The organism is Xenorhabdus sp. SGI 60 (assembly GCF_056632175.1).
In genome coordinates this window covers 2,840,955-2,862,405 of the sequence record NZ_CP196860.1, presented here as the reverse complement: position 1 = coordinate 2,862,405, position 21,451 = coordinate 2,840,955, and the positions used below count along the sequence as shown (strand labels likewise).

Annotated in this window: 37 protein-coding genes; 19 read left to right on the top strand and 18 right to left on the bottom strand. The window is 41.3% G+C overall.

Annotation, left to right across the window (positions count from 1 at the left end; translation table 11 throughout):
• Positions 1 to 156: 156 nt before the first annotated feature.
• From ACSJJG_RS13280 to ACSJJG_RS13200, 17 genes are all read right to left on the bottom strand, one after another.
• Positions 157 to 1,194, bottom strand: a complete 1,038-nt coding sequence (locus tag ACSJJG_RS13280; protein ID WP_189760796.1) for a tyrosine-type recombinase/integrase — start codon at positions 1,192 to 1,194, stop codon at positions 157 to 159.
• Positions 1,187 to 1,408: a DUF4224 domain-containing protein gene (locus tag ACSJJG_RS13275; RefSeq protein ID WP_189760797.1), complete on the bottom strand. Its 222-nt coding sequence runs from the start codon at positions 1,406 to 1,408 to the stop codon at positions 1,187 to 1,189. Before ACSJJG_RS13275 ends, ACSJJG_RS13280 begins: the two co-directional genes overlap by 8 nt.
• A 367-nt stretch (positions 1,409 to 1,775) precedes the next feature.
• Positions 1,776 to 2,312 (bottom strand): phage N-6-adenine-methyltransferase, encoded by a 537-nt coding sequence (locus ACSJJG_RS13270; RefSeq protein ID WP_189760798.1) that lies wholly within the window; start codon positions 2,310 to 2,312, stop codon positions 1,776 to 1,778.
• Between the two features lie 210 nt (positions 2,313 to 2,522).
• A complete protein-coding gene (locus ACSJJG_RS13265) occupies positions 2,523 to 2,777 on the bottom strand; it encodes a hypothetical protein (RefSeq protein WP_189760799.1) in 255 nt (84 codons plus the stop codon).
• A 129-nt stretch (positions 2,778 to 2,906) separates the two neighbouring features.
• Positions 2,907 to 3,335 (bottom strand): zinc-finger-containing protein, encoded by a 429-nt coding sequence (locus tag ACSJJG_RS13260; protein ID WP_282885614.1) that lies wholly within the window; start codon positions 3,333 to 3,335, stop codon positions 2,907 to 2,909.
• Positions 3,286 to 3,636: a phiTE_072 family protein gene (locus tag ACSJJG_RS13255; protein WP_189761435.1), complete on the bottom strand. Its 351-nt coding sequence runs from the start codon at positions 3,634 to 3,636 to the stop codon at positions 3,286 to 3,288. The genes ACSJJG_RS13260 and ACSJJG_RS13255 overlap by 50 nt, the downstream gene beginning before the upstream one ends.
• A 105-nt stretch (positions 3,637 to 3,741) precedes the next feature.
• On the bottom strand, positions 3,742 to 4,356 hold the full coding sequence (locus ACSJJG_RS13250; RefSeq protein ID WP_189761287.1) for a DUF669 domain-containing protein: 615 nt from the start codon (positions 4,354 to 4,356) through the stop codon (positions 3,742 to 3,744).
• Positions 4,353 to 5,033, bottom strand: coding sequence for an AAA family ATPase (locus ACSJJG_RS13245; protein ID WP_189761288.1), 681 nt, complete (start codon positions 5,031 to 5,033; stop codon positions 4,353 to 4,355). Before ACSJJG_RS13245 ends, ACSJJG_RS13250 begins: the two co-directional genes overlap by 4 nt.
• 1 nt (position 5,034) lies before the next feature.
• Entirely contained in the window at positions 5,035 to 5,370 is a 336-nt protein-coding gene (locus ACSJJG_RS13240) for a hypothetical protein (protein WP_189761289.1), read from the bottom strand.
• A complete protein-coding gene (locus ACSJJG_RS13235; RefSeq protein WP_189761290.1) occupies positions 5,367 to 5,531 on the bottom strand; it encodes a hypothetical protein in 165 nt (54 codons plus the stop codon). Before ACSJJG_RS13235 ends, ACSJJG_RS13240 begins: the two co-directional genes overlap by 4 nt.
• Positions 5,528 to 5,749 (bottom strand): hypothetical protein, encoded by a 222-nt coding sequence (locus ACSJJG_RS13230; RefSeq protein ID WP_189761291.1) that lies wholly within the window; start codon positions 5,747 to 5,749, stop codon positions 5,528 to 5,530. The genes ACSJJG_RS13235 and ACSJJG_RS13230 overlap by 4 nt, the downstream gene beginning before the upstream one ends.
• 2 nt (positions 5,750 to 5,751) lie before the next feature.
• Entirely contained in the window at positions 5,752 to 5,874 is a 123-nt protein-coding gene (locus tag ACSJJG_RS13225; RefSeq protein WP_262985622.1) for a hypothetical protein, read from the bottom strand.
• Positions 5,875 to 5,947: 73 nt separating this feature from the next.
• Positions 5,948 to 6,343: a hypothetical protein gene (locus tag ACSJJG_RS13220; protein WP_189761292.1), complete on the bottom strand. Its 396-nt coding sequence runs from the start codon at positions 6,341 to 6,343 to the stop codon at positions 5,948 to 5,950.
• 14 nt (positions 6,344 to 6,357) lie between these two features.
• Positions 6,358 to 6,546: a hypothetical protein gene (locus tag ACSJJG_RS13215; protein ID WP_189761293.1), complete on the bottom strand. Its 189-nt coding sequence runs from the start codon at positions 6,544 to 6,546 to the stop codon at positions 6,358 to 6,360.
• 78 nt (positions 6,547 to 6,624) lie between these two features.
• The gene (locus ACSJJG_RS13210; protein WP_223281901.1) at positions 6,625 to 8,214 is read right to left on the bottom strand and encodes a DUF262 domain-containing protein; all 1,590 of its coding nucleotides are present in this window, start codon (positions 8,212 to 8,214) and stop codon (positions 6,625 to 6,627) included.
• An 82-nt stretch (positions 8,215 to 8,296) separates the two neighbouring features.
• On the bottom strand, positions 8,297 to 8,662 hold the full coding sequence (locus ACSJJG_RS13205) for a hypothetical protein (protein ID WP_189760950.1): 366 nt from the start codon (positions 8,660 to 8,662) through the stop codon (positions 8,297 to 8,299).
• 548 nt (positions 8,663 to 9,210) lie between these two features.
• On the bottom strand, positions 9,211 to 9,615 hold the full coding sequence (locus ACSJJG_RS13200; protein WP_481089630.1) for a helix-turn-helix domain-containing protein: 405 nt from the start codon (positions 9,613 to 9,615) through the stop codon (positions 9,211 to 9,213).
• A 111-nt stretch (positions 9,616 to 9,726) separates the two neighbouring features.
• Here ACSJJG_RS13200 and ACSJJG_RS13195 point away from each other — a divergent pair, with 111 nt between their 5' ends.
• The 19 genes from ACSJJG_RS13195 to ACSJJG_RS13105 all read left to right on the top strand — a co-directional run bounded on the left by ACSJJG_RS13195 (position 9,727) and on the right by ACSJJG_RS13105 (position 20,029).
• Positions 9,727 to 9,972 (top strand): helix-turn-helix transcriptional regulator, encoded by a 246-nt coding sequence (locus ACSJJG_RS13195; RefSeq protein WP_189760948.1) that lies wholly within the window; start codon positions 9,727 to 9,729, stop codon positions 9,970 to 9,972.
• Between the two features lie 404 nt (positions 9,973 to 10,376).
• Entirely contained in the window at positions 10,377 to 10,502 is a 126-nt protein-coding gene (locus tag ACSJJG_RS13190; protein WP_262985617.1) for a hypothetical protein, read from the top strand.
• The gene (locus ACSJJG_RS13185; RefSeq protein ID WP_189760947.1) at positions 10,495 to 11,319 is read left to right on the top strand and encodes a replication protein; all 825 of its coding nucleotides are present in this window, start codon (positions 10,495 to 10,497) and stop codon (positions 11,317 to 11,319) included. The genes ACSJJG_RS13190 and ACSJJG_RS13185 overlap by 8 nt, the downstream gene beginning before the upstream one ends.
• Positions 11,312 to 12,697 (top strand): replicative DNA helicase, encoded by a 1,386-nt coding sequence (locus tag ACSJJG_RS13180; protein ID WP_189760946.1) that lies wholly within the window; start codon positions 11,312 to 11,314, stop codon positions 12,695 to 12,697. Before ACSJJG_RS13185 ends, ACSJJG_RS13180 begins: the two co-directional genes overlap by 8 nt.
• A 22-nt stretch (positions 12,698 to 12,719) precedes the next feature.
• Positions 12,720 to 13,055 (top strand): nucleoside triphosphate pyrophosphohydrolase family protein, encoded by a 336-nt coding sequence (locus ACSJJG_RS13175; protein ID WP_189760945.1) that lies wholly within the window; start codon positions 12,720 to 12,722, stop codon positions 13,053 to 13,055.
• Positions 13,055 to 13,495: a phage protein NinX family protein gene (locus ACSJJG_RS13170; protein ID WP_189760944.1), complete on the top strand. Its 441-nt coding sequence runs from the start codon at positions 13,055 to 13,057 to the stop codon at positions 13,493 to 13,495. Before ACSJJG_RS13175 ends, ACSJJG_RS13170 begins: the two co-directional genes overlap by 1 nt.
• Positions 13,492 to 13,662, top strand: a complete 171-nt coding sequence (locus tag ACSJJG_RS13165; RefSeq protein WP_189760943.1) for a Lar family restriction alleviation protein — start codon at positions 13,492 to 13,494, stop codon at positions 13,660 to 13,662. The genes ACSJJG_RS13170 and ACSJJG_RS13165 overlap by 4 nt, the downstream gene beginning before the upstream one ends.
• Positions 13,663 to 14,106 carry a YbcN family protein gene (locus tag ACSJJG_RS13160; RefSeq protein ID WP_189760942.1) on the top strand — a complete coding sequence of 148 codons (444 nt, stop codon included), beginning with the start codon at positions 13,663 to 13,665 and terminating at the stop codon, positions 14,104 to 14,106.
• A gap of 69 nt (positions 14,107 to 14,175) precedes the next feature.
• Complete coding sequence (locus tag ACSJJG_RS13155) at positions 14,176 to 14,460, top strand: DUF1364 domain-containing protein (RefSeq protein ID WP_189760941.1); 285 nt, start codon at positions 14,176 to 14,178, stop codon at positions 14,458 to 14,460.
• 1 nt (position 14,461) lies between these two features.
• A complete protein-coding gene (locus tag ACSJJG_RS13150; protein ID WP_189760940.1) occupies positions 14,462 to 14,818 on the top strand; it encodes a RusA family crossover junction endodeoxyribonuclease in 357 nt (118 codons plus the stop codon).
• The gene (locus ACSJJG_RS13145; RefSeq protein ID WP_189760939.1) at positions 14,815 to 15,654 is read left to right on the top strand and encodes an antitermination protein; all 840 of its coding nucleotides are present in this window, start codon (positions 14,815 to 14,817) and stop codon (positions 15,652 to 15,654) included. The genes ACSJJG_RS13150 and ACSJJG_RS13145 overlap by 4 nt, the downstream gene beginning before the upstream one ends.
• A 264-nt stretch (positions 15,655 to 15,918) precedes the next feature.
• Entirely contained in the window at positions 15,919 to 16,410 is a 492-nt protein-coding gene (locus ACSJJG_RS13140) for an HNH endonuclease (protein WP_223281835.1), read from the top strand.
• Between the two features lie 617 nt (positions 16,411 to 17,027).
• Positions 17,028 to 17,498 carry a hypothetical protein gene (locus tag ACSJJG_RS13135; RefSeq protein WP_189760938.1) on the top strand — a complete coding sequence of 157 codons (471 nt, stop codon included), beginning with the start codon at positions 17,028 to 17,030 and terminating at the stop codon, positions 17,496 to 17,498.
• A 134-nt stretch (positions 17,499 to 17,632) separates the two neighbouring features.
• Entirely contained in the window at positions 17,633 to 17,857 is a 225-nt protein-coding gene (locus ACSJJG_RS13130; protein WP_189760937.1) for a hypothetical protein, read from the top strand.
• A gap of 78 nt (positions 17,858 to 17,935) precedes the next feature.
• The gene (locus tag ACSJJG_RS13125) at positions 17,936 to 18,268 is read left to right on the top strand and encodes a phage holin, lambda family (protein WP_189760951.1); all 333 of its coding nucleotides are present in this window, start codon (positions 17,936 to 17,938) and stop codon (positions 18,266 to 18,268) included.
• A complete protein-coding gene (locus ACSJJG_RS13120) occupies positions 18,249 to 18,650 on the top strand; it encodes a structural protein (RefSeq protein ID WP_189760936.1) in 402 nt (133 codons plus the stop codon). Before ACSJJG_RS13125 ends, ACSJJG_RS13120 begins: the two co-directional genes overlap by 20 nt.
• Positions 18,647 to 19,102 (top strand): lysis protein, encoded by a 456-nt coding sequence (locus tag ACSJJG_RS13115; RefSeq protein WP_189760935.1) that lies wholly within the window; start codon positions 18,647 to 18,649, stop codon positions 19,100 to 19,102. The genes ACSJJG_RS13120 and ACSJJG_RS13115 overlap by 4 nt, the downstream gene beginning before the upstream one ends.
• The gene (locus ACSJJG_RS13110) at positions 19,084 to 19,284 is read left to right on the top strand and encodes a Lar family restriction alleviation protein (RefSeq protein WP_311062208.1); all 201 of its coding nucleotides are present in this window, start codon (positions 19,084 to 19,086) and stop codon (positions 19,282 to 19,284) included. The genes ACSJJG_RS13115 and ACSJJG_RS13110 overlap by 19 nt, the downstream gene beginning before the upstream one ends.
• 178 nt (positions 19,285 to 19,462) lie before the next feature.
• On the top strand, positions 19,463 to 20,029 hold the full coding sequence (locus tag ACSJJG_RS13105; RefSeq protein ID WP_189761270.1) for a sce7726 family protein: 567 nt from the start codon (positions 19,463 to 19,465) through the stop codon (positions 20,027 to 20,029).
• Here the strand turns inward: ACSJJG_RS13105 and ACSJJG_RS13100 are convergent.
• Positions 20,026 to 21,087: a beta family protein gene (locus ACSJJG_RS13100; protein WP_189761271.1), complete on the bottom strand. Its 1,062-nt coding sequence runs from the start codon at positions 21,085 to 21,087 to the stop codon at positions 20,026 to 20,028. The genes ACSJJG_RS13105 and ACSJJG_RS13100 overlap by 4 nt on opposite strands.
• Positions 21,088 to 21,451: the final 364 nt, after the last annotated feature.

Sequence of the window (21,451 nt, the reverse complement as noted above, 5' to 3'; positions counted from 1 at the left end):
GAAAAATTTGGCTGGGGTACCAGGATTCGAACCTGGGAATGCCGGAATCAGAATCCGGTGCAATATCTATATAAATCAAAATCTTACGATGAATTGAAAGAATATACAGTATGAAGTTGAAAATATAAATCCTTTTATCTCAGTCAGTTATCTATTTCAATTCCTGTATATTCTTTCATTTTTGCTGATTTTTGGAAGGTCTAGAGTGGGAGTTACTTTCGTCTTGCGATCATAAACTTTTACTTGAGATTCGGTCTTGTGTCCACTGAATAATTGCTTGTCTCTTGAACTTCCTTCGAAGTCTGAGATTGCCTTAGCTTTGATATCATGAAACGTGAAATCAATTTTTCTTCCCAATACCTTCGCTGCTTTCTCTTTTGCTTCCCTCCAATGATTATCGAAACCTGATTTTGTGAATTGATTACCATCTGCATTCAAAATTACATAAGATTGGGTTGATGTAGGAGGGAACAGTTCTACTGCGTGATTTATAGTTTCACGCAATCTATCAGTCCATTGCTTTATCTGCTTAGCTCCAGTTTTCCCTTGCTTGATGTAAATCCCTTGTTCTGAAATCTGGTTATGTTTCAGCTTCAATATATCCCCGATCCTAGATGCACAAAGATATGATATCTCCATTGCTATTTTAACCACAGGGGAGCCTACATCATATGTGGTTTGATATTCTTCATCGGTGATATATTTGTCTCTGTTTTGGAGGGAAAACTTCTTTATCCCTGAACATGGATTAATCTTGCAATAACCTCTCTCATACCCCCAACCAAACGCCACTGACATATACGATAATTCGTGATTAGCCTGTGTTTTACTTTGGGTTCCTCTTATATCCATATACTGCCTGATATGTTCTGGTTTAATGTTATCAACCTTAATATGACCAAAAACTTTTAGAATGCTCTTTGCTCCTTGCAATTTATCCTTCTGAGAACGTGCTGATAATTCAGTAAATGCGGGGCTATTCAAATGCATTCCCCACAGTTTAGAGAATGTCATTACTATTTTTTGATTTGCGATCTCTCCGTCATACCGAGCCCATAACTCGGTCATGCTCATTGTTAATGGGCCTAGTATTATAGTTTTGTTATCTTTGGTTTTGAGGTAATACGAATATTTTGTTTTTGATACACGAGAGGGTAGCTTCTGGTCATTGGGATCTTTGCGCTTCCTAACCATTGAGTAACGCTCCAAAATCAGGGGATTCAACTTTAGTACTGGCTTGTTGACGATAATTGCCAGTGAACTCACTACGAATAACAATAGGCTTACCTAGCTTATTGATGTAATGGTGAATTCGGTTAGAGGTCAACCATTTTATCTGGTGACTCTTTTGTTTAAATCCGGTTAGTAAAATCAATTCTTTATCAGTTAAATAGATAGGCTCACTCATCTATCTCTCCTTCTGAATCATCCGCACATAGTGCACCAGCACTGATTTAGCGCTGAATTTCATGTGGTTGAGTGGTTTAAATTTGGGGGTGTATTTATCGAGGATTGCGGTGACTGCGATGTCATCGTATTTGGGTAATTGTTCCAGTTCCTCTAGGCATTCCCTTGCTACTGTCCTCCTTGCGTTCTCGAATTCGCTAGTCATAGATACGACACGTGATATTGCCTTTGTGTGATTCTCTGATACGCCCTGAGCGACCCGTATTTGTATAAAAAGGGATCGTTAGATTTATTTGCCTGTCAATAGTCTTGAACTGCACCAATAGCTAAATGGATATCGTTGCTGTTTGCTATTTCAATTGTTACTTTCATGCTATTTTCTCCAATTGATGATTGCCAATAATCATTAAATAATCTCGTTCAACGGTTGTTATTATTCTACGTGGAGCAGTGAACGGCCTCCAAATTAACAACAATGAACCTTTGTTATTTCCATTCACTGATTTTTTTGTTTCTGCATTAATAAATGAAATCCTGCCACCTGTAATTAATCTGACCTCATCTACAGTTTCCAATGCCAATTTAAACCAACCGACTGAAAGGTCAGCGGGAATTAACATCACAATAGGCTGTAATTGTTTCTGGCATTCGATAGCGGCTTTTTCTATCCACGGTTTAATGTTGCTATAGGGCGGATTGCACCAGATAGCCCCATAACTCGCCCAATCACACTCCAGTGCATTATCTCGTTCCGTGAGATAATGTGCACACAGGGTATTCTGAGCATCGGCGGCTGCATCTAAATAAAATCCGAATTCTATATCGAGTGCCATAAATAATGGGAGTGGAGTTTGCCATAAATCTTTTAATTCGGGCGGGGTATTACTGCCTCCGAAATCACTCATTGTTTATATTCCTTATTTTCCGCCTATCCTGCTCATAATCCTCCCCACATTCCCGACTACAGAATGCACCGTGTATTGCTGGTTCCGCCTCACACCACCGACACATTCCGTTGATACTGGTTAATGCTGGTGGTCGGCTCTGTAGAGCATGGGATATATTCAGCTCATTTAATTCATTCGCTGCGTCGATAATATCCATGTTATTTCTCGTTATTTGTTTGGGTGGGGATACAGAAAAATTCCAAACATTGTCTTATCAGCAGGCATATCAGATATATCTTTGTACAATTTCCCATCCATTAAATTGTAACAAGCCACAGGCTTCATATTTTCATATTCAGCGAGACGTTTTAATATTGTGATACATAAATTTAAATCTAATGCTATTTCATGATAGCCTGCTGATTTTAATTCCTCGGCTGATTTTAAAGTTGTATTTATTTTCTCAATCACATCATTGCTCATTATTATTCTCTCTCGATTTTTCTATTATAGAAAATTTATTTGGTTGACAAATTCAAGTAAATTTGTAAAACGGTTGACGTTTAATGGTCAACCGAGATACTCAATGCATAACTTTAATTTTGTCATTTCTCATCTAAATTCCCTGCATATATTCGCTGCCCGTTCGCACATATCAGTGTCGAACCAGCCGAAATGACATTGGCTAGGGCTAATTTCTAGCTGTTTTGCTAACCATCTGTACGCCTCCGTGCGCTCCAAATTACGACTCCTGACGACATCATCGAAATACCGATGAGCCGATGCTCTGGCTCTGCGTGTCGGTTTATCTGCCAGTGACCCCATCGGGATATCCGTTCCCGGATGAATGCTGACACGCGCACCGCATGTCCAGCAGTGATACAGCCACGGCCAGCGGTTGTCATGGATGCGTTTAAAAACATTCAGATGATGCTCAATCATCACGTGCCTGCCGCAGTATCGGCAATGAGTCGGAATGGGGTAGGGGTCGTTAACTCTCTGTATTGCTCTTGGATTCGGGTTCCATGGGGTGAACTGCATGTAATCTCCTTAATGCTTCTTTCACGGCATTTAAACGAGAATCCATCCTTTCGTATTTTGGACTGTCAATATTTAGTGCGGGAGCCAGATATCCGGTGAGATATCCGTTATCAGCCTTGAGAATAAAATCAGATAATGAACTTCCCATTGCAGGCCAGAATGCAGTCCATGAATTACCATATTCAGAGATTGTTATTCGTCCCATCTTATTACCGTAATCTTCCAGATAAACATGAATAGGGTCATGTCGCGGTACATCCGTGATTTGAATTTTCACTACATCCGATGTTTCGATATGCACAATAATCCTCCCGCCGCAGTGCAGCGTAGTGATAGGGTTAGGGTTACAGGGTTCTATCTGGATTGCCGAGCACGGTGACTCGGTGTTGAAAATCGGTGGGGAAATCTAAAATGGGATATCATCGTCAAAATCCACTGAGGGTTGGCCTTGTGGCTGTCGTGGTGCTTCCGATTGTTGCCCTGAATAGTGTTGAGTATTTATTTTACGCTCGTCTTTATCTTTCAGATTTGCAACCATTTTATCGATAGTAGTAGCGGTTTTACCCTCCACTTTTTCAGCGATGGTTTGTCGAGTATCAGGATAAAACGGTATGCGGATATCCATACCGTAGGTATCATCACCATTATTTTTCGTCCTGAGTATTTTTTGTAATACCAGCCCAACTCGTTTACCCGCGAATTCAGGGGTAATTACATGGCTGGCAGAAATCATATGACTGGTTACCTGACGAACGCCGCAGCATCCCATGATAGCCTGCACCATACTTTGACCAAATTGATTGGCTGAACCGTCTTTTTTCTTGCAACAAATGCTCAGATAACTGACCTTTCGCCCGTCATCTGCCTCACCAGAGAACTCAATAAACTCTGCACCATGCTGACTCTTGGTTATTTTTGCCTCGCTAATGGTAATGACATACGCGCCGCTTTCGTTGATAAAACCACCCTGTCCGGCGCTCATGGCTGTTTCTTGGTTATAGGTGAAAATTACATTACTCATGCTGCTGCCTCATCTGTTGTATGTGTTGCAATTCCGTAGTATTCGCATATAGCGTCATCTACGGCTTTCAGGTCGTTTTCAATTTCTGAGCTGTCAAATAGCCCCATTGGTGATTTAACAGTGTCGAACCCGTTATTTTGGGTGGTGAATAGATATTGCCCATCCCTGACTGCGGTTTTCAGTACGATAGTAAACATCCCTTCTACCGTTATCTTTTCATCCAGCATCTTGCCGATGGTTTTCATCTTGATTTTTCCCATCTGCGTCTCTTCCGTGTGTGACAGGAAATAAACCCGTAAATCGTCCGGTGTTTTGCTGATGGCTGTGTTGATCACATTCCATGTGTGAGAACCAATCTCAGTGAACTTATCGAACGATTTTTCCTCTGATCGACGCATAAATTCGTTCGCCATCAAATATTGAAAATCATCAATGACGATGATTTTTTTCCCGTAATTATCTGCCGATTCAATGGCTCTGATAATGTGCTGCCAGTTGTCCGTAACAAAAACCGATGTAGCAGCGTCGTTCTTATTCCATTGTTTCCATGCTGCGGAACGAAACGGTAACGGCTTCCTGACCGTTTGGATTAATAATGTCTCTTCCGGGTTCAGGTTGCGTAAACTGGTACTTTTCCCCGTACCAGATTCGCCAAGAATGAGTGTTGCAGTTCCCATATTAATCTCCTGTCCAGATACCACCCTGACGGCGGCGGGGTGAATCACCACGATAAAAATCGTGTTCTGTGTGGTGGGTTTTGTAATAATCTCGCCACGCCTGACGCTCCCGTTCAGCGCGTTGTTCTGCCATGTGAGGTGGTAGCGGGGGATTGAATGCAGCTTGGTGATTGATGTTCCATATCTGCTCTGCGGTAACACGTTCTGCTATGGTCATTATTGCGGGGTGTGGTGTTTTGGTTGTGACAGCAGCGACTAATTCCCTGAGATATTGCTGCCGTTCTATCGGGTCTTTCGGTACGTAACATCCTGTTGAGCGCCGATAATACCCGTTCACGTGAAATCTCCCGCGAAATCCATGTCGCTAACTGGTAATCCCTCCCTACCCAATACCTCCCGTTGATATGCCAGTTCCCTGTGTTCGGCTATTTGTTCGTCTGTGTATTTGCGTTTTTTCTGCTCATCCTGAGCACCACAGGGGTTGTAGTTGAATCTCATGCGACCCTCCGTTGCATTTTCCCCAGTTCCTCCATGAGACTATCCACTAAATCTCTGTCCATGAGATATTCAGCTAGTTCATTCATTCCCCATTGACCGCCATCCATGCGTTCAGTCATCGTGCATTCCATCCCCACTTTACTGTGTTGGTCAGTGGTGATTTCAACGTAGTCTGATGTGCGCTTGATAACGGCATCGTCGTAAAGTCTGATTTTCATATTTACCTCCCATAACTTCTTTTCAGTATTTCCATAGCTAGCCACCAAACGTCTTCACAACGCAGGCAACGGGCTATCCATGCCAGCTCTTGCGCCTGACATAGAAGACGTTCGTTGATTTGCATAATTATCTCGCGATGAGTAGAGTGAATATGACCGCTAGAATTGAGAGTGAGTAATAATAGAAACTATCGGGAATCATTTAGCGGTCAGCGCAATCAGCGCCTTGGCGTGGAGTTCGGCGGATTCGCGGTCGAGGTGAATTAGCCCTTGTTGTAAATAGTACGCATCAGCTCCGTCATTATCCCATATAAACGCTGCATAAAACTCGGTATCAGTAATATCGGGAATATGGTATCCAGTGCCAGATTTCAACGGCTCCCTCACTGGTTCAGGAACATCATATTCCCCGATTTTGATAGTGCGGGGTTTTAGTCTAAAATTCACCTCGGGATGAAAGCCGAAATTGCTAGCAAATTCCAACCAATCATTCCCATCCGCATATCTGTACTGGAAATACTCCCACGGTTTATCCGTCTCCTGTGCTAATTTCGCGTATTCCATAATTAAATCGGCGTGAATGTGTTTAGGCATTATTTATCCTCCTGTTATTCATCGTCATCTGGATAACTTTTCCAGCAATCTAATTTGATAAATTGGCTAGAATCGATAACAATATTTTCAGGCCCAACGGTTAACCAGCCACCGTTAAACTCATCAATAATCTCCAATTTATATTCCCCCCATTCACTACCAATCCGAGTTTTCAACAATTCAATTAGTTCTGATATTGTCATTGTATTATTCCTTTCCTATATTCAGGTAATAAAAAGCCCCGCATTGGCGAGGCTGGTGTTTAATTTTCAATGTTTCAACTAATTCTTAACTGACATATTGCAATACGGGTGAGTAATTTGCGTATTATCTACAGAGCCCACACCTCCATCTTCAACTCTAGCTTTATGATCGTAGGATATAGACTTGGAACTATCTATATATCCGTTACAGATGGGACAAATTAACGCCGAAGATAGTGCTGTTCTTATGAATACAGTATTTTTGCTATCTTCACTGATTTTCTTTCCTTTTGTAATATTGCTTCCTTTTAATACATCACCTTCAAAATGAGAGAGTGAAATAATTTCTTCCCCATTAAGCTGTGAGTTTTCTGATTTTTTAATTTTTTCAAGCAGAAGATCTATCATTGATTCTAGAAATTCAGAGTAATAAACGACCCTTTTGTTATGGCTGGCTCTATTTACTAATGATGATATCAATTGCTTATTTTCAATAAGTGTTTTTTCTAGATTAGAGCGTATGGTAATAAATTCTTTAAAAAATCGCTTGTTATTAAATTTTAATTGCTTTGCTATTACTAATAATGTTCCTAGAAACATTGGGTTAATATGTCTACCCGATGAACTATAGAAATATACAGCTGGATGTAACCCAAGGCTACCCCTGTCATTACCTGTAATCCAATTTACTAATTTTAATGTCTTATCTAACGCTAAAGCAGTTTCTTCTCCATTTTGATCATCTGTTTGAGTTATTAATTCGTTTTGATATTTTTTATTCTGAACAATAGCGATTGATATAAGTTCAATTAAAATATCCAATGCTACTCTTACTTCTCTTGAGCCACCAAGAGGAAGATCTATTGTCTTTATTTTTGAATTTATATCTGGTGAAAATAAGGCTGAATTTAATTTAAGTGATTTCTCTTCGATTTTCTTTACTTTATCATCAGAGAATGAAGACCAATATTTATGACCTTTGCCAGCCCTAATTATTGCTCGCGCTGCTATAGATATTGGCTTTTTTCTATTTCTGAGAAGAAGTTCTTCCACATTATCTAAAGGAGTTCCTTTTTTGTTTATATTGAAAAAGGAAGTTTCAGCTTTCTCCGCATCACCTTTAACCCATTGTATTTGTAGTGCCCTTACATAAATATTAGTTAGAAGCCTAGTTTCATCAGGAGACATACTATTTGGATTTTGTATTTTTTTCTCTATTTCATCCCACTTACCTACAGATTCATTAACAAGTTTCCTGGTTTTATCAGCGATGCTTTTTTGTTCTTCGGATATATTTCCACCAAAAAAAGATCGAGAAATAACTCCATCACCATAATCATCTTCTTTCCAAGCTCTTAATACGCTGAGCCTATGACCACCATCTATAACAAAAATATAGGAACTTTTCCAAAGAATGACTGATGGAATCAAATCTCCAGAGACAAAGCTTTGTAATAAAGAAACAACCTGTTCAGGTGTCCAGTGATTGGTTTCTCGTTGAAAGTCCGGCTTTCTTAACAATCCAGTTAGCATACCCATATCTCTCATTGCTATATTCTGAATCGATTCAAACCCCATTTCGCTATCGGCTTTTACGAGAAAGTCTTCTCTCGCAATCATTGCATCTAAATTAACTAAATTAGCTTTTCTTGCCATTTTTTTACTCATTTATCACCTTTGATTGTATTGTGATGATTCATCATTAATAAAAATTTAGCAATGACCTAGATCTCGTCGCGTGATTTACAACTCACACCCTCGCTGTAACCCCGCCCGACGCCAGTCTACGGCGGGAGTTGGTTTTGGTTGAATACAGGGCTACGTCACTCATGCAGCAAGAGCCGCTGTTGTTATCGGAACTCACATGCTTCTTGAGTCCCACAATAAGACGAGCGTAAATTTCATTTTCGTCAACGACTCTGACGACTGAATCTATAATTTTTTCCACTGAGCGGGTTTGAAATTTTGCCCCCAGTTCCTGACTTTTTCTTGCCAAGAATTCAGCCCGGCGTTTAAAACGACGAGCGGTATAAGCTGTTTGAGCTTTTACTTTAACCGGGGTTTTCTTATCGCCTCTTTTCTTAAGAGAAAGGATAGAGCGATCTGTATTAGCCATATTCGCCTCCATAAGTAAGTTTTGGTGGTGTAGTTATTCACCTCATTTTCACTACACCCCAAAACCTACTCAGCGGGGTTGATTCAAGAATGCCTGAATCTTTCCAGATTTTTAAAAGAGCGGTACTTCTGAAACTTGGTATTACTGACTATCGAATCATCCAGTTATTCATATGCCACTGGCGGCTACTTCGTGGGCGTCCTGCCTGTTCGATGCAATCATAATCACATAATGTGTTTTTGTTGTCAACACGAAATGTGATTTTTGATATTATGGTTATCTACGCACATGATTGAGCTATTTATTTTAAATTTGGAAAGCGGATAAAAATCGAATGGGATTTATGAAATAATAAAGAAAACCACCCTAGCGGGTGGCGCGTTGTGGTTAATAGTGACCTACTTTTAGAAAGTAATCCTTGCGAAAGCCATAGTCACATCAGTTAACGCTAAAATTTTCAGAAAAAAATAAATTTTAATTTTCCATTTATTGGAATTATTTAAAATTTATATAATTTAATAGTTTGATAATCAAGCAAACTATCTGTGCTAGGCTTTCTTTTGCTTTTTTTTATGTAATAATTCTTCTAGCAAATTATCGTAGTGCTGTTTTTTCTCCTCAAGATTTTTTATCAAAGCAGTGGCTTCACTATCTGGTAGCTCTTCAAATAGTTCCAGAAGGATTTTTTGTCGCGGAGTGAGTTTGGTTTCTTCTGTCGTACAAGGCATGGGAGCATTCGCACAATCAATTGAACCGAACATTAATTCAGCAGGGGTTACACCTAAGGCGTTTGCCAGGATCAAAGCATCGTCAGCGCTGACGTTTCGTGAGCCTGATTCATAATTACCTATCCGAGATTGAGATGACCAGCCACAGCGTTCTGCCAGAGTTGCTTGGCTTAATCCTAATTGCTCTCTAAAGCGCTTAATACGCGCACCGATTTGGTTACTCATTTTCATAATCACTATTTAACACATAGCGTGTTATTAATCTTTCACGATTTGTGTTTACAGATAACACAATTTGTGTTTAACTGAGCCTAAATTAACAAATGGAACATAAACATGAACAAAATTGCAGAGGCCAGACGACGAGTCGGAGCTACACAATTTGGACTGGCCAAAAAAATCAAGTGGTCACAATCCAGAATTGGCAACTATGAGTCTGGTATCAGAAAACCTGACTTAGATTCATGCCGGAAAATAGTGCTAGCACTGAATGAACTAGGTGGTGAATTTTCTCTTGATGATATTTTCCCTCCTGAAGATCGTTCAAGACATAGCTTATCAATACAACCTGTAGAAATCTGATTTTTAATAATCGCTCTCGCTCTTTAACAGGCCGCTAGTACAGGGCAACGGAACGCTCTAGGCACTCTTGGAGCAACCAACCCGATTTCTTCGGGGAGGCTAAATCACAACTAACCCTCTTAAAGAGGGGCAGTTCCCCCATCTATGGCCATCATCTATCTCAGGATAGTTGATACACCTGTATTTTTATTAAACGAAACTAAACATTAGGAATTTTACGTATGGGAATTAAAGATGGGAAAAGAAAACCCCAGTTGCTGTAACAACTGAGGTTCCTGAAATGCAACTTGAGATGTCGATTTAACGACTGAGGGGCAGTATGCAAGTCCCCCTCAAAACAACATTTCTATGGAGAATTATACATGAAAAATAAATTTAATCCTAGCGCTGTGCATAAAAACAACATGCGCGATAGGTCGGCACGTTCCGTCACTGAGGATGGGGCGAAAAAACTGCGCGAAGCACTGGAGGATGCGAAATTGCGTCTGGAGCATCGTGAGGAGCTGACCGGAGGGTCGCAGCATGGGTAACGTTGCAAGAATGGCTGATTACCGGCCTCGCCCTGAGGTTGTGGAGAGGAAAGTGGCTGATGTTGAAGATGGATTCACACGGATAGCCAATGAATTACTGGAATCTATAGCGAGTTCAGATCTTACGGCTAGACAGTTAAAAGTCATGCTGGCAATTATCAGAAAGACATACGGCTTTGGTAAAAAATCTGATCGTATTGCTGATTCTCAAGTAGCAGAAATCACAGGCTTATCCAGACAGAATGTGAACAAGGCGAAAAACGAATTAATTTCAATGCGTTTTTTGATTATTGATGATAACAAAATAGGGGTAAACAAAGTCACAACAGAGTGGATTAATCAATCTAGAGACAGTGTCTCTAATTTGAAGACAAAAAAAGTCTCTAACTTAGAGACAGATGATGTCTCCAATGTAGAGACACACAAAAGAAACACTGTAAAGAAAAAAGAAAAGAACCCCCTTACCCCCACGGGGGGTGATGATGAAGTGGTTAAACCTAAAAAGCGAAAACCATCCCCTCAAATCAACTACGACGACTATCTCAATGCCTACAACGAAGAGGTGGGTGATCGACTGCCTCACGCTGTAGAGGTTAATACCAAGCGACAACGAGCCTTAAAGAAAATCATTTCAAAGCTGGTTACTCAGAACGTGGATGGCTGGCGAGCTTACGTCAGAGCTTTCGTGAAAATGGCCCGTCCGTTTTATTTTGGCAAAAGTAAAACGGGCTGGACAGCAGATATTGATTTTTTACTAAGAGAAACAACGCTCACCGGTGTTCGTGAAGGGAAATTTGCGGGAGAAGATCATGAATAATTACATTGAAAATTATGACGAATACGAAGCGAGCGTGATCGGTGGATTACTGATTAGCGGGTTATCACAGGATGCCAGCGATGTATTGGCAACACTGGAACCAGACGTTTTTTACTCACGGTTCTACCGCGAGATGTTCAGGATTATTCGTTCACAGGCAAAAACCCGGGGAATGATTGATTCGCTGATGGTGGCAGATGCTATGGGTGATGAACATTGGGCTAGCGTCATGCAAATAGCCAAAAATTGCCCCAGTGCTGCTAATCTGAAAGGCTACGCAAACATGGTTGCAGCTAATCATGAACGCCGAAGAATGATTGAACTGATGGATCAGACACGGGCGTTAATCCTGAGCAGTACGATTGAAAATGCGGCGGAGAGTATGGATGCATTTCTGGCTCAGGCAATGGAGATCCGCAGACCACGTGATGAAATTCGTCCGTTGCATGTTTCCGAACTACTGGATGATTATTCCGAATTACTGGAGAAACGGCTGAAGAACGGTGAACAATCCGACACACTAAAAACGGGCATTGAGGAACTGGACGAAATCACCGGTGGTATAAACCCAGTCGATTTGGTGATTGTTGCCGCTCGCCCTGGCATGGGTAAAACAGAATTCGCATTGAAAATCTCAAGTGGCGTTGCTAGTCAGACGATTACAGGAACCGACCAGAAACGCGGCGTATTGGTTTTCTCAATGGAAATGGATTCCCAACAAATTATTGAACGCCAGTTGGCGGGAGCCTCTAACCTGCCAATTTCAGTATTACGAAACCCGGCACGATTGGATGATGAGGGTTGGGATTGGGTCACTGTTGGTCTGGGTAAGTTGCAACAATTGGATATTTGGGTTGTCGATGCCAGCAAATTGACCGTTGAGCAGATTATGTCAATTGCCAGACGTCACAAGAAAGCGCATCCGGCGTTGTCACTCATTATGGTTGATTATCTGGGGCTGATTGATAAACCCAAAGCAGAGCGTAATGATCTGGCTATCGCACACATCTCATCCAGTCTGAAACGTTTAGCGAAAGACCTCAAGACGCCAGTTATGTCATTGAGTCAACTCTCTCGTGATGTTGAGAAACGCCCGAACAAACGCCCAGTAAACGCAGACTTACGAGATTCTGGCAGTGTTGAACAAGATGCGGACAGTATCATCATGTTGTACCGCGATGCCGTGTACAATGAGAATTCCCCCGCAGCGCCATACGCTGAAATTATCGTCACGAAAAACAGGTTCGGGCAGCTCGGCACGGTTTATCAAAGATTCCGCAATGGCCATTTTATGCCGACCGATCAGGAAGAGGCCGCCAGAGTCTGCCAGAACGACAATAAACCTCATAAACGCTTTGCTAAAGGCGCTAACGTTTAAACCCCACCATAAGGACTTTGAGATGAAACTAACTGAATTACAAAAACAAATTCACCAGCAAAATGTTGAGGCAGGTTGGTGGGATAATCCAAGAGAAAAAGGCACTTTGCTTTGCCTAATCCATTCAGAAATTAGTGAGGCAATGGAGGGAGAGCGTAAAAATTTGATGGACGACCATTTGCCTCATCGTCCGATGGCTGAGGTCGAATTGGCTGATGCAGTGATCCGAATTCTAGATTATGCAGCGGCATTTGGTTATGACATCGAGGGCGCGATTGCTGAAAAATTAGAATACAACAGGCATCGGGCAGACCATAAACGAGAAAACCGCACCAAGACTGGCGGTAAGGCATTTTAATGAAAATCAAAACAAGTGAACTTTCGGGGCGGGCGTTGGATTGGGCTGTGGCTAGGGCTGTTGGTATGGATATTTACATGGTCAATCACTATGACGATGAGTATGCATGGATCGGCAACGGTAGAGTTCGAGAGGCAGCATTTAAAAAACCGGTTATCACTGTTGGAATGTGTAATAACGTGCATGTTGAGTTTGAAGGTGAGTCAAAAAAATATTCACCCTCAACCAATTGGGGACAGTGTGGGCAGTTGATTGATGAATATGGAATTCAATTCATTTGGGTATCAGATGCAACAATTGAGGCATCTTCGTATTTGATGGATAAATTAGTAATTTCAGAATTTGGAAGTAATCACCTTGAAGCAGCATGTAGATTGATAGTCTTAGGTAAGTTAGGCGACGAGGTTGAAATACCGGATGAATTGGTGAGGGCAAAATGACAGAAAAACTTAAACCGTGTCCGTTTTGTAGTAGTCCGAGAATTAAAATCATTGGTTATTTCTCTAAACGTGCTGTTTGTCAAAATTGCGGTTCATCCAGTAGAGAACTACACAGTAAACGACAGGTAATAGTGGCATGGAACCAGAGGGCAAATAACGGAGGCTAGATGGAATGTGACTTTCTATTCCATGAATCAACCAAACAGTCCGCATGGCAGCAACTCAAAGAAGTTCTCGCAACAAATCAACCTCATCGAATCATCATCAAACCGTGGAAAAACACCCGATCACCATCTCAGAACGCAACCATGCATATGTGGTTTGGCGAGATTAGCCGTTTTCTGAAATCTAACGGGGCGAAATATTCACCAGATGAAGTTAAGGACATGCTCAAACACACATTTTTGGGCTACGAGGTGGTGGAGCGGATTGATGCGAGAACGCAGGAACCAGAGCACGTCAGGACACTACGCCAGACATCCAAACTGGACACGGGCGAGATGTTTCGGTTCATGGAGCAAATAGAGCAATGGGCTGCGAGTATTGGTTGTTTCGTGACAGCGCCGGATGACAGCGAGTACATGAAACTCAAACAGGAGCAGAATCAGTGAGGTATTTAATATTTTTCGGCTTTTGGACAGTGCTCATGCTGATTATGGGATATTCGTTAGGGGGATAAGGTGGCGAATTTACGGAACGAAGCACGGGGACGAGAATGTCAGGTCAGGATTCCGGGCATCTGCAATGGCAATAGCGAAACGGTGGTGTTGGCACATTATCGGATGGCGGGTATTTGTGGTATAGGGATGAAACCCCCTGATTTATTGGGCGCGTGGGCATGTTCAGCGTGTCACGATGAAATAGACCGCAGAACCCGCCTGACAGATTCTGACTGTGCACATTTGGCTCATTTAGAGGGTGTAATCAGGACACAGGCAATATTGCTATCGGAGGGTAAGATTTGACGTGAGAATCTATGACATCTCGCCAGTTCCTAAACCACGGATGACACAGGCGGACAGATGGCGAAAACGAAAGCCGGTATTAAATTACTACGCATTCAAGGATGAAGTCAGACTCAACAGAATCACCCTCCCCGAATCGAATTACCACATCACCTTTGTAATCCCAATGCCGCCCAGCTGGAGCAAGAAAAAACGCTCAGAAATGAACGGCAAGCCACACCAGCAAAAACCAGATAAAGACAATCTCGAAAAGGCGTTATTAGACGCCATTTTTGATGATGACTCACGCATCTGGGATGGTCGGGTTACGAAGATCTGGGGCGAAAAGGGGCAAATCATTATCACGGAGTTACAATGAACTTAGAATCACTACCAAAATATTTTTCACCTAAAACGGTTCACATTAGTGACTCTCCAGCTGCAACGGCTACTGATTCATTCTCAATCACCGATGTTATGGCCTCGCTAGGATTGGCGTCCGCTCAGGCGAGGCTGGGTATTGAGCTGTTTTTGGCGAAACAGGGGATCAATAAACCCGATGAGGCAGTGGAGAGTCTCTACCAGTATGCACTGACGCAGGTTCACAAACACCCTGCAATTGCGAAACTCGATGCAGATATTAGGGTATCCGTACTGCAAATACTCGCAAATTATGCATTTCAGGATTATGCGAGGAGCGCGGCTAGCAAAAAGCCGTGTCCAGATCCGAATTGTGAAAATGGGTTCATCGAGGCGGAAGTGTTCACAACTAAATCATCAACGCATTGGGTAGCAAAGAAAATAATTCAAGCCTCTCGTGATATGGGATTGAAGATTATCCCGTCATCATATGAAAAGTTCCGAGAGGTACGTGAGGTTGTGAAAGTGGCTTGCCCGACGTGCAAAGGGAAAAGTGAAGTTTCCCACTCATGCCGCTGCAATGGTCGCGGGGAAGTTCTGGATGCGAAACAGACAAAGTTGATTGGCATCCCAACTTATAAAACCTGCCCTAAGTGCGCTGGGCGTGGATATTCTAGGTTGAAATTTACAGATGTATGGGACGCAGTGAAACCACTAACAGGGGTATCCAAAACCACCTGTTACGACAAATATCAGCCACTGTTTGAACATCTGGTAACGGAATGTTTCAAAGAGGAAGCTAGAGCTGATTCTATGCTGCAAAAAATCACAAAAAGGGAAATGGTTTCTATTTAAGTTTAAATAAATAGTAAATAACTATTGCATTTCTCGGAAAATTAGCCCATCATTATCTCAATGATAGGATATTTGCAATTTCATTGACCACCCAGTAAAAAATAAGGCCTCAACAGAGGTCTTTTTTTATATCTACGCACTGACATGCGTTAAACCATACACGAGAACTTATAGAAATAGAGCCTGAGAAGTATCGCCAGGTGGCGACCTCTCGTGGGCGGTATTTCTATGTCAGCAGGTTCTAATTTCTATAGGAATACGCTCATGTTGAATTATGATGATGCTGTTCATTTATTTAAATACAACCCAAATACCGGGCATGTGACATGGCAAAATCCGCCAGAGTATTCTTGTTATTCCAAGGGTGATATGGCTGGTTATCTTACTCATGGGTATTACAAAATAAAGTTATTCGGAATGCATATCTATATACATAGACTCGCTTGGTTACTTTATTATGGTAGGTGGCCTAGTGAGTTCATTGATCATATTAATGGTGATAAATCAGATAATAGAATTGTTAACCTGAGAGAAGCATCAAATACCGAGAATTCATGGAACAGCAAAATGAGGAAAAATAATTCCTCTGGTATTAAGGGCGTCTGTTGGTGTAAATCTAAAAAAAAATGGGTTGCCAGAATAAGAATAGATGGAAAGAGAAAAACTCTGGGTTATTTCTCAAACATAGACGAAGCACGATTAATCATGGAAAAAGCTAGAACCAAGTACCATGGTGAATTTTCCCGCGATATATAATTTCGTATCTACCCGTAGTCAACTTAGAGTTGACAGCTCGATTGGGGTTGATCAACACTAATTTTGATGTTAAATCAGTGTGTTATGTGAGTTTTTGACCATTTCGATCAACACCTCGGGTTGGTATAGAGAACACCCTCACATGCTGTATAAGTCACATGGTTAACCTGATTTTCAGCGAAAAAGAGATCACTCTCATGCAAGATGAATTCGATGGATTTATTCAACTACCGAGGATTTTCAGGTAGTTCAAAATCCCGCAAGAGTCGGGATGTTTAGAGGAATGTTTCAATTCCCCCGAATTCGAGGGTTTGTTCAATTCAAGCAGCACCGATAAACAGTTAATTTAGTTTTAAATCAATAGGTTAATTCCAATTTCGACCATTTCGATCAACACATCGGATTGGTTCAAATCCTCGATATGGGAAATCCCATAACGGAATAAATTCAAATAGTTGTAAATACATAAACCATTTTATTTATCTCAACGAAATGGTTATTACAGGTAATGCTATATTTTCTTTCAATTTTATTCTTTCGAAGCGCGAGTTTAATCAAATTAATGTAATCATACAGGTGGCAAAATGAACATTTTTAACTGTAACGAAGGAAGGTTTATGACTGTCACTTACAAAACAATACGCGAAAGAAAGATAAGTGTTGATGAAAGGCACCAAGATAATATTAACTGGATTTACAGAAAAGCGACTGATCTGGTTGAAGCATACATACGCTCATTAGAGCTTGATAATAAATCATGGATAGATGTGCAAGGAGCTGAAAAGCCTTATGTCATGACTGGCTTTATGGCTGAATACGGTTTCGAGCAGAAAACCCCCACAAGCATAAAGCTAACTCCTGATCATCATCTTCATTTTGCCATTGCAACAGTCATTGATGATTCGCCTAGGGGTGGAGATACAGCCGTAGTTGATGTGGAGCTTTTTATCGACGGTAATCAGATGACTGCTATTGTCGGGCAACCAAGTAAATTGATTTATATATTTGATGATGATGAAACCGAATTCTGTGATGCTATTAAAGATAATGTGTTAATGATAATTAATAACATGACATCACGAAAATAGACTCGCCAATTTGCTTTAATTAACACAAGGCTGCTTAATGATGCGGCCTTTTTCGTATCTGCCACCGCAATCACTCCCAGAACCTCAGTATCTCCTATTGCGACTGGCATTCTATTAACTCACTAGCGAGGTGAATGATGGAAATTATTTTGTCCATGAAGAAGGGAAATGTTAGCGAAGAAATGGCAGCATTAAATATTGGTTCAGATGACGCTGCCATTTATTCATTTATTTATCAAGTTTACTCATGCATGGCGAAACTGGAGAGGGAAAAATCAAAATCAATTCGATCTGCAACAGATATTATTTCTGATCTTGACCAGCAGTTAGCTTCTTCTTCTCTTTCACTGCACCTCTAACTACTTTTAACCAACTCACAGGGGTAACCATCGTTCACCCCACGGACGCCCATTGCTTAAATGGGGTGGAATATGAAGATGAAAGAAAATCCTGATTTATGGGTGCATCTGAGTGACTGGCTCGTCTCGATAAGAGAGCAAGGCATCGGGGCAGCACTCGCGGGGACAATGGCCTTCCTCCGGGGCCGCTATAACGGCGGGGGGTGGCTGCGGGTCTCAATCGACGCCTTTATGTGTGCCATGTTCGCTTGGTTCATACGTGATGTATTAAATCTTATTGGTCTGAATCCTGACTTGGCCTATATCGGCAGTGTGGTGATTGGTTACTTGGGTACAGACTTCATTGGTCAATTGCTGCGTAAGGCGGCAGAGAAAAGAGCGGGGGCCAGCAATGACGAGAGGCATTCGTAATAACAACCCGGGCAACATTGATCACAACCCCGCTAATAAGTGGCAGGGGCAATTGAGGCATGACCCGAAGATTGAAAAACGGTTCTGCCGATTTGAGACTGCGGAGCACGGTATCCGGGCACTCATGAAGTTGCTGACCAATTATCATAAAGGTGGACACAATAGCGTATCCAAGATTATCAATCGCTATGCACCTTCAAACGAAAATAACACCACGGCTTACATTAACGGTGTTGCTAAGGCGCTCAATGTTGACCAGTTCGAGAAAATCGACATCAATAAACCCACGCTGATTGCGCTGGCGAAGTCCATTATCCGGCACGAGAACGGCAAACAGCCTTATTCTGAGGCAACGTTTGAAAAAGCATGGTCACTGTTATGAGCACCTACGAGAAGGCCGTATTCGTTATTATAGTTGGACTCATTGCTTGGTCTAGTTGGCTGAAGGTATCGCTAAACGAAGCAAATGATTTAAATAAAAAGTTAACGACTGACCTCAGTGAACAAGTTGCCATCAACGCCAACCAGCAAGAGCGGATTCAGCAACTTCACGAACGGGACACCAAACGATTACAGGAGCTGACAAATGCCAAAACTAAGATTGATCAGCTTAGCGACGATTTGCGCACTAACATTAAGCGCGTGTACGTCAAAGCCGAGTGCCCCGTGTCTGAAACCACTTCCCCCTCCGGCGTGGATGGTTCAAGACCCGCCAGACTGGCGAAAGACGCTGAACAGGATTATGTCCGTCTCCTCGGAGAACTTGAAATCCTCGAAGCCCAGTTTCTCGGATTGAGAGAGTGGGCGAAGACTGAATGTGGGAGAACACAGTAATGACAGACAAACTCAAACCGTGCCCGTTTTGTAGTGGTTCAGATACGGCTGTTAATTCATATTCAAATGACACGTGGTTTTTTGTGCAATGTACTGACTGTGGTGCATGTGGGCCAGAGGAAGCGTCATCGGTCACTGCTGTATCTGCGTGGAATAACGCAACACCACCTCAGAGCAAATGATACTGAGGTGGTGGGAATGGGTTAAGGGGCAGTGCTTTAACTGAGTATTGGAATTTTTCTTAAAATTAGCTTTACGTCAGAGGACGAAGAAAAAAATAGTGCTATATATTCAGTAAGCGTTTAAAGTTTTTGTCCTAAAAAGCGAACACATTAACTCCTTGGAAAGAAAGACAAGAAAATGAAAGACATAGACGTGCGGCGTGCTGTTCATTCTAAGATATTGAAAGAGCATCATAAAGATCCAGATACACTGGTTATTGATGAGTTTTCTTTGAATCAGGGTCTATGCCGTGCTGATATTGCGGTTATTAATGGAATTATTCATGGTTATGAGTTAAAGAGCGAGAGAGACAATCTTTTGAGACTACCTAACCAGATAGAGCAGTATTCCTTAGTTATGGATAAAGTCACACTAGTTGTACATGATTCTCATTTATTGGCTGCTCAAAAAATTATCCCTGAATGGTGGGGGATAAAAATAGTCAATCAAGGTGGTAGGGGAGCGATTCATATACATAACTACAGGCGGGATAAACTAAATCCTGATGGTGATGTTTTTTCATTAGCAAAACTGCTTTGGAAAGATGAATGTCTTCGTATTATGGAAAAATGGAATATATTGAAAGGCAATAAAAGCAAACCACGTTTTGAACTATGGGATATAATTGCACAGCATACCTCACTTGAAAAATTGAAAGTTGAAGTGAGGCACACTTTGAAGCAAAGGACTACGTGGAAAAACTAAGGTATAGCAGGATATTTAGTGGAGTATTGAGAAAGCTGCTCAACTACCATAGTGAAATGATGTGTGTGTGCAACTTTTCTCCATATCTTTGAGCTACCAGCTTTTACAGTATTGTTAGCTCTATCGTGTATATATCTATCCCCCCAACTATAATTTGGGTCAAAATAATAGGGACTATTAACTAAGATTTGAGAGAGATTTTGTGTTTGCCCCCAACCATTTTTTCTGGCTGCCAAGCCCTTAACGATGATCCAATTGCTCCAATCAGAGTAACGAACTGAAACATGCGGGGACATCAATCGAGGGTCAATATTGCTTATTTCTGAGCTGGCAGTGGGGTAATCACTAAATCCTGGAGTTCTAGTCATGCCGGACGTTTCTACTATTTTTTGCCATAAACTCCACTCTTCTCTTGGGATGGTGTGTATCGTATGTTGCTGGATACCTGTTTGAAATTGTGGATAATGACAACTTGAAAATATTATTCTCCTCCAGTTCTTCAAGTTACAAACCGTTACATAGTGATAAATTGCATCCTCTATTAGTTTTGTGGTCAGATCTGGAATATCAGTAAAATCTATAATTAAATCGACATCTTTAGCGTCTAGTTTAATTTGTGTAAGTAAGTACAATATAAGCCCTGCATTTTTTGGTGTTACTTTTATTGCAGCACCATTACTATTATTTCTCAGTACAGAATATATATATTCTGTAGAGTAATCTGGTGATATGACAGGGATTAATTCTTTCCCGTGATTTTTTGCATGACTAATACAGATATCTAGTGGGTGATTTTGCATGTCACCATGCTCATCTAAATAACCAACATCAACAAATGCAGGACGTTCAGATTTCCATGAGTCAGCTAATATTTCTCCGAATGATGAAAGGTGATCTATCAAGTTTTTTTGATAGCATTCGTTTATGAAATCCCAAGGAATATCTAGAACAGAAATAATGGGAGTTAAACCAGAAATTACATCAAGTGATAACTCTTTAAGAGCTTCATATTCAGCCGCTTTCCATCGAATTTGGGGGTAATAATGGTGTATATTCATATATAGATATCCTTATAAAGTATAAAAAGAGAAAATATTACATACTTATTTTTCAATCTTCATACGAATAACTTTCTAAATGTGACTTACTGCATTCATTTTTTAATATAAGATACCTAAATAAAATTATTGCAATAAAAATAATAATACATGAATTAAACAATATTCCTCTGCCCATTCCCTGAGTGGCTACAGAAATAACCCATGCTGCCACCCGTTCCCATCGCGTACCCAACGCTCACGGGATGGTGGCATTTTTATTTTCACTGCGCATTCGCACGCGCAAATTTAATCCAAGAACCTACAGAAAGTGAGCCTGAGAAAACCGCTAATTACGTGGTTATCTTGGGGCGGCTTTTCTGTG